5 protein-coding genes are annotated in these 5,966 nt (G+C 69.9%); all 5 read left to right on the top strand.

Annotated features, from left to right (window positions below; all coding sequences use genetic code 11):
• Positions 1-437: 437 nt before the first annotated feature.
• The 5 genes from ACFYXB_RS45400 to ACFYXB_RS45380 all read left to right on the top strand — a co-directional run bounded on the left by ACFYXB_RS45400 (position 438) and on the right by ACFYXB_RS45380 (position 5,380).
• Positions 438-1,124, top strand: coding sequence for a YoaK family protein (locus tag ACFYXB_RS45400; protein ID WP_389591349.1), 687 nt, complete (start codon positions 438-440; stop codon positions 1,122-1,124).
• Positions 1,125-1,223: 99 nt separating this feature from the next.
• A complete protein-coding gene (locus ACFYXB_RS45395; protein ID WP_389591348.1) occupies positions 1,224-3,155 on the top strand; it encodes an amidohydrolase in 1,932 nt (643 codons plus the stop codon).
• Between the two features lie 53 nt (positions 3,156-3,208).
• Positions 3,209-3,703: a DoxX family protein gene (locus ACFYXB_RS45390; RefSeq protein ID WP_389591347.1), complete on the top strand. Its 495-nt coding sequence runs from the start codon at positions 3,209-3,211 to the stop codon at positions 3,701-3,703.
• Positions 3,704-3,744: 41 nt separating this feature from the next.
• Positions 3,745-4,269, top strand: coding sequence for a MarR family winged helix-turn-helix transcriptional regulator (locus ACFYXB_RS45385; RefSeq protein WP_389591346.1), 525 nt, complete (start codon positions 3,745-3,747; stop codon positions 4,267-4,269).
• A 757-nt stretch (positions 4,270-5,026) separates the two neighbouring features.
• Positions 5,027-5,380, top strand: coding sequence for a VOC family protein (locus ACFYXB_RS45380; RefSeq protein ID WP_389591345.1), 354 nt, complete (start codon positions 5,027-5,029; stop codon positions 5,378-5,380).
• Positions 5,381-5,966 lie beyond the last annotated feature (586 nt).

The raw sequence follows: 5,966 nt of genomic DNA, 5'->3' as shown, positions 1-5,966 counted from the left end.
GGACCGGCACCAGCCCACTGCCCGGGACCAAAAATGCACCCACCGTCCCCAGCTCCAGCAACGCGGACGTCATCGCATGACCCGGCGCACCGCAGGGGAAATGCCTCCTGCCGCAGGCCGACGCCGAACTGCACGCGCGCGATGGCCGGTTGGACGGCCCCGAAGGGTGCCGTCGCATCAGGGACCGAGCACGGCCGCCGGCCTCCGTTGGTGCCGGGCAGCGCCTTGTCCGCGTGGGCTGCGGGTGCTGGGGCAGCGTCCGGTCCGCGCGGGCTGTGGGCCGGGTGGCTGAGGGCACTGCCCCGGGATCGGCGACCGGGTCCTGGAGGCGGCCGCGGAGCCGGCCGGTGCCTGCGGCGAGCGTCCGGCCCGTCGGTCCTCGTATGCAGGCAAGAACACCCCGGACCGGGTCTGGGGCGTGAGTCAAGGAAACGACAGTGAACCTCAATCATTCCTCGGTGCCTGGCGCGCCGGGCGGTCGTGAGCCGCTGCTGCCGGCCCTCATGACCGTGACGGCGGTGAGCGGCCTCATCGACGCGATCAGCTACCTAGGTCTGGGACACGTCTTCACCGCGAACATGACCGGCAACGTGGTCATCATCGGCTTCGCCGCTGCCGGTGTCCCCGGCTTCTCGGTGCTCGGCTCGCTGGTGTCGCTGGCCGCCTTCCTGGTCGGAGCGGGGATCGCCGGTCGTCTGGAGACCGTGATGCGCCGCCGCACTTCGCCGTGTTGGCTGCGCTGGATCCTGATGCTGGAAGCGGCGCTCCTGGCCACGGCCACCACGGTCGCCTTCGCCGCGAGCCACGCGGTCCATGTGCTCATCGCCCTGATCGCATTGGCCATGGGCCTGCGCAACGGGACGGTGCGCAAACTCGCCGTGCCGGATGTGACCACGACGGTGCTGACGCTCACGCTGACCGGACTGGCGTCCGACTCGACTCTGGCAGGCGGTACCAATCCGCGTGCCGGCCGCCGACTGGCCTCAGTCCTGGCGATGCTGGCAGGCGCACTCGGGGGAGCCCTGCTCGTGCAACACACGGGGCCTGGCTGGCCCCTGCTGGTGAGCACGTTCGGTACCGCTGCTGCCGTCCTGGCCGTGCCGCGCAGCTCATCCTCCCGCTGACGCAAAGCCGGCCACTCTTCCGCCTTGCTGCGAACCCGCGGCAGCCGCTTCACCCTCACACAGCTTCTGAGAACCCCCCACATACTGGAGATGATTTCCATGGCCACTATGCCTGTGGCTGGCCTTCCCCCCATCACCGCCGAGGCCACGGTGCGTAATGTGCACCTCGGCATCGAGCAACCTGCGGCCCACATCGCGGACGTGGTGGTGCGCAATGCCAAGGTCTACACCGGCGACCCGCGCCGTCCGCAGGCCAGCGCGGTCGCGATCAAGGACGGCAAGGTCACGGTGGTCGGCGACGACGCCGACATCGTCCGTCTGATCGGCCCGAAGACCCGGGTGGTCGACGCGCTGGGCCGCCGGGTGATCCCCGGCCTGAACGACTCCCACCTCCATGTCATCCGGGGTGGCCTGAACTACGTCCTGGAACTGCGCTGGGACGGCGTGCCCACCCTGCGCCAGGGCCTGGCCATGCTGCGCGAGCAGGCGGCCCGCACCCCCAAGGGCCAGTGGGTCCGCGTCGTCGGCGGATTCTCCGCCGACCAGTTCGCCGAGAAGCGCCTGCCCACCGTCTCCGAGCTCAACGCCGCAGCCCCGGACACCCCCGTATTCGTCCTCAACCTCTACCAGTCGGCGATCATGAACCACGCCGCCGTCCAGGCGGCCGGCTTCACCAAGGACACTCCCGACCCCCGCGGCGGGCAGATCGTACGTGGCGCTAACGGCGAACCCACCGGCATGCTGCTGGCAGCCCCGGGCGCCCTGATCCTGTACTCCACCCTGGCCAAGGCCCCCACCCTCCAGGGCGAGGACCTCAAGACCTCCACCCGCCACTACCTGCGCGAACTCAACCGCTTCGGCCTCACCTCCGCCATCGACGCCGCCGGCGGCTTCCAGAACTTCCCCGACAACTACGGCACCGTCATCGACCTGGCCAAGGACGGCCAACTGTCGCTGCGCATCGCCTACCACCTCTTCCCGCAGACCGGCGGGCAGGAGATCGACGACCTCAAGCGCTGGATCGGCATGGTCCGCCCCGGAGACGGCGATGAGTGGCTGCGGCTGAACGGCGCCGGTGAGAACCTCACCTGGGCCGCCGCCGACTTCGAGAACTTCTCCCAGCCCCGCCCGGAACTCGGACCCTTCGAAGCCGAGTTCGAACAGGCCGTGCGTCTGCTGATGGAGAACGGCTGGGGCTTCCGCCTGCACGCCACCTACGACGAGACCATACGCCGCGACCTCGCCGTCTTCGAGAAGCTCGCCGCCGAAGGCCTCTTCCCCGCCGGCAACCGCTGGCTGTTCGACCACGCGGAGACCGTCTCCCGCGACAGCCTCGACCGCATCGCCGCCCTCGGCGGCGCCGTGTCCGTCCAGAACCGCATGTCCTTCCAGGGCGAAGCCTTCGTCCGCCGCTACGGCGCCGGAGCCGCCGCCGAGGCCCCGCCGATCCGCGCCATGCTGGACCGCGGCCTGACCGTCGGCGCCGGCACCGACGCCACCCGGGTGTCCTCCTACAACCCCTGGGTCGCCCTGCACTGGCTGGTCTCCGGCCGAACCATCGGCGACCTGGCGATCTACCCGCCGGAGAACCGCGTCTCCCGCGAGACCGCCCTGGAGATGTACACCCAGGCCGGCGCCCAGCTCACCGGAGAGCAGGACGTCAAGGGCATCCTCGCCCCCGGCTACTACGGCGACCTGGCCATCCTCTCCGACGACTTCTTCACCGTCCCCGAGCAGGACATCCCGCATATCGAGTCGCTGCTCACCATCACCGGCGGCCGCATCGTCTACGCCGCCGGCGAGTACGAGGGCCTGGACGAGCAGCTCCCGCGGGTCAGCCCCCTGTGGAGCCCGGTGGCGCACTTCGGCGGCTACCAGGCCACCGTCAAGCCCAGCATCTCGGGCGCGCGACAGGCCGAACTCCTCGGCCAAGCCGTCGCCGAATCCGAACAGCACCGCCAGTGGCGTGCCGCCCGTGGCTTCACCCCCGAGACCGCACCCGAGATCTTCGACGCCTGCTTCGTCCTGTAAGGCACCGCAACCGAGCGCTGCCGCACCACCTACCCACCCTTGAGGAGAGTGTGATGAACACCGGATTGCTCATGCTGAGGCTGGCCGTCGGCCTGCTGTACGCCGGGCATGGGATCCAGAAGGTCAGCCACCGCCTCGGCGGCCGCGGGATCGACGGCGGAGCGGCAGAGTTCGAAGCAGACGGGTTCCGCGGCGGCCGGCTCACTGCGGCCGCCGCGGGAGGCGGGCAGATCGCTGCGGGCCTGCTGCTTTGCGTAGGGGCGCTCACCCCCCTGGCGGCCACCATCGCAGCGGGAGTGATGACCGTCGCGGTCACGGTCAAGCGGCGCAACGGGCTCTGGGTGCAGAACGACGGCTACGAGTACCCGCTCATGTTGATCATCCTGCCGGCCGTACTGACGCTCACCGGGCCCGGCCGCTGGTCCCTCGACCGGGCCGCGGGGCTGCTTCCCTGGGCCCCGTGGTGGACAGCCGCGGCCACAGGCCTCGGCATCACCAGCGGACTGGCCACCCGCGCCCTCCTCCAACGGCTGGACCTACACTCCTGAGTGATCAGGAACATCTGCGCCGCCAGGGAGTTGAGGCTGCTATGGAGACCGAAACGAGGGACCTGACCGGCGCGGTACCACCGGCCGAGGGTGGCGAGGGCCGGGGTGCCGACCAGAGCATTGATCGTGAACTGCTTGACGGGTGGTTGCTGGTGATGCAGGGCTTCCACGCCACACAGGATTCTCTCGCCAGCGAGCTGACCAAGCGTTTCAACCTCGGCCAAGGCTTCGCCCACGTCCTGGTGTGCTTGCTCGCCGCCCCCAAGCACGGGATGCCGATGACCCGCCTGGCACTCGAGACACGCATGTCCAGCGGCGGGTTCACCAAGCTTGCCGACCGGCTCTGCGCGGCTGGTCTGACCCGGCGTATGACGTGCGAGGACGACCGACGCCTCACCTACCTCGAACTGACCGACCAGGGTCAGGACACGGCCCAGGCCATCTCCCAGGCGGTGACACAGGTCCTGCGCGCCCGGGTGCTGACCCCCCTCGGATGCGACGGGTTCGGCAAACTCGCCGATGCCATGCGTGCATTGCGCGACGCCAAGGACGACCTCGGCAAGTGACGGCGGCCGACACGGAGGGGATCCGAGGCATGACGGCACGCCGCATCGGCGGCCGCAAGCCGCTGCCCGCCCGGCAGCCTTGTTGCGGCCGACGGCCCTCGCATACGACCAGCCCGCGTCCTCCAACGCACCGCCCCGGTACAGGTATGGGCCGTGACGGATGAGCAAACTGCCGCGCCACCTCTCCTCCCGGACGGCGATGGCCCGGGCGGCCGCCGCGGCGTACTGGACCCGTGACGCTGCCCCACTAGGATCTCGACGGCAGCGCCCCCGATGGTGGACAAGGCTCATGCACCACAGCGGCGAACCGGCCGGATCGCACACGGCCCGGGCCGGAGGAAGCCCTGAGACAGCAGGCGGCGCGTTCGCACCTCTGCTCAGCAGGGCGCGCTGACCGGAGTCACGGCCAATCCGCCCGGCCCATTGCGCGGCCCGTCGGGCTCCCCACACCACGTGATCACGGACGGGCAGGGCGCACCCGCTCGCGGCCGCCCTGACCGTCGGCAACCGCAACGACCCAGCTCCTGCCCCTGCTTGACGCCCTTTTGGCGCTATGCGGCAAGGTGGTCGGCCTGGCCGCAGAGCGGACCCGCTCTTCGCTGACTGCGGCTACCGGGATCATTCGCAGTGCCCCGTGGATACCTTCAGGGCGGTGGTGAAGCGAGTCCTTACGAGTCCTCCCGCGATTGTGACGGGGGTGAAGCGGGCGATGGTGTGGTGCCGGCCCGCCCGATCGCCGTCCTGGCAAGATGGCGGCATGGAACGTGTGCTTGGAATCGGTGGCTACTTCATGCGGGCCGCCGACCCGGCGGCCCTGAGCGCGTGGTATCGCGATTGCCTGGGCCTGGACGCCGATGAGAACGGCCTGTGGCATCAGGGAACCGGGCCGACGGTGTTCGCGACGTTCGAGTCCGAGACCGACTACTTCGGGTCCCGCGCCCAGCAGAGCATGCTCAACTTCCGGGTCCGCGACCTGGATGCGATGCTCACGCAATTGCGCGCCAAGGGAGCGGACGTGGCCAAGGAAACGCAGGACATGGAGGGCGTCGGTCGATTCGGCTGGGTCACCGATCCCGAGGGCAATCGGGTCGAGCTGTGGCAGCCCGCCTGACCGCGTCTTCACGCAGGCGGTGACGTGCCGGTGGCCCACTGGGTTGCCGAGGTGACCTTGGTCAGGCCCGCGCGGTCATGTCCCCTTACGCCTTCTGCGGGCTGTCGCGGGAACACCTTGGCGAGCTTGTCACCGAACGCGCGCCGCAGTGGGAGGCGCCCTGCGCGTCCGGACGCAGCCGGCGGCGCCGCGGCGACCGGCGGCGTCCGGCGGGCGCTGGGCCAGAATGCGCGTTGGTGTTTGCCGACCGACTGCCGGCCACCCTTCCACCTGCGCACCGGTGCGACCCACGAGGCCCTCGGCGTGATCACCAGGTCGGGTCCTCCACGATCGGCCGGGCAATCGGCGAGATCAGGCCGCTACCGGCCGAACGCGGCCTTCCACGGTGACGGTGATCAAGGATGCGGCCGGGCGGTACGTCTACTCGTTCGTCGTGGACACCGACCCCGAACACCCGCCTCCGGTCACGCCCGATGTCGGCACAGACCTCGGCCTAGATGATCTAGTCCAAGGGGTCAGTGATCGTAGGCGATCAGTGAGCGTAGGACGGTTTGTCCGGTGGCGTCGTTGTGCCAGATCGCGGCGG

The sequence above is a fragment of the Streptomyces sp. NPDC002619 genome, assembly GCF_042889305.1.
Taxonomy (GTDB): domain Bacteria; phylum Actinomycetota; class Actinomycetes; order Streptomycetales; family Streptomycetaceae; genus Streptomyces.
This window is presented reverse-complemented; position numbering and strand designations above follow the sequence as displayed.

Bases quoted from the DNA above. Each gene is read 5' to 3' on its own strand.
- ACFYXB_RS45395 (WP_389591348.1), top strand. From the start codon at position 1,224: ATGGCCACTATGCCTGTGGCTGGCCTTCCCCCCATCACCGCCGAGGCC.
- ACFYXB_RS45390 (WP_389591347.1), top strand. From the start codon at position 3,209: ATGAACACCGGATTGCTCATGCTGAGGCTGGCCGTCGGCCTGCTGTAC.
- ACFYXB_RS45385 (WP_389591346.1), top strand. From the start codon at position 3,745: ATGGAGACCGAAACGAGGGACCTGACCGGCGCGGTACCACCGGCCGAG.
- ACFYXB_RS45380 (WP_389591345.1), top strand. From the start codon at position 5,027: ATGGAACGTGTGCTTGGAATCGGTGGCTACTTCATGCGGGCCGCCGAC.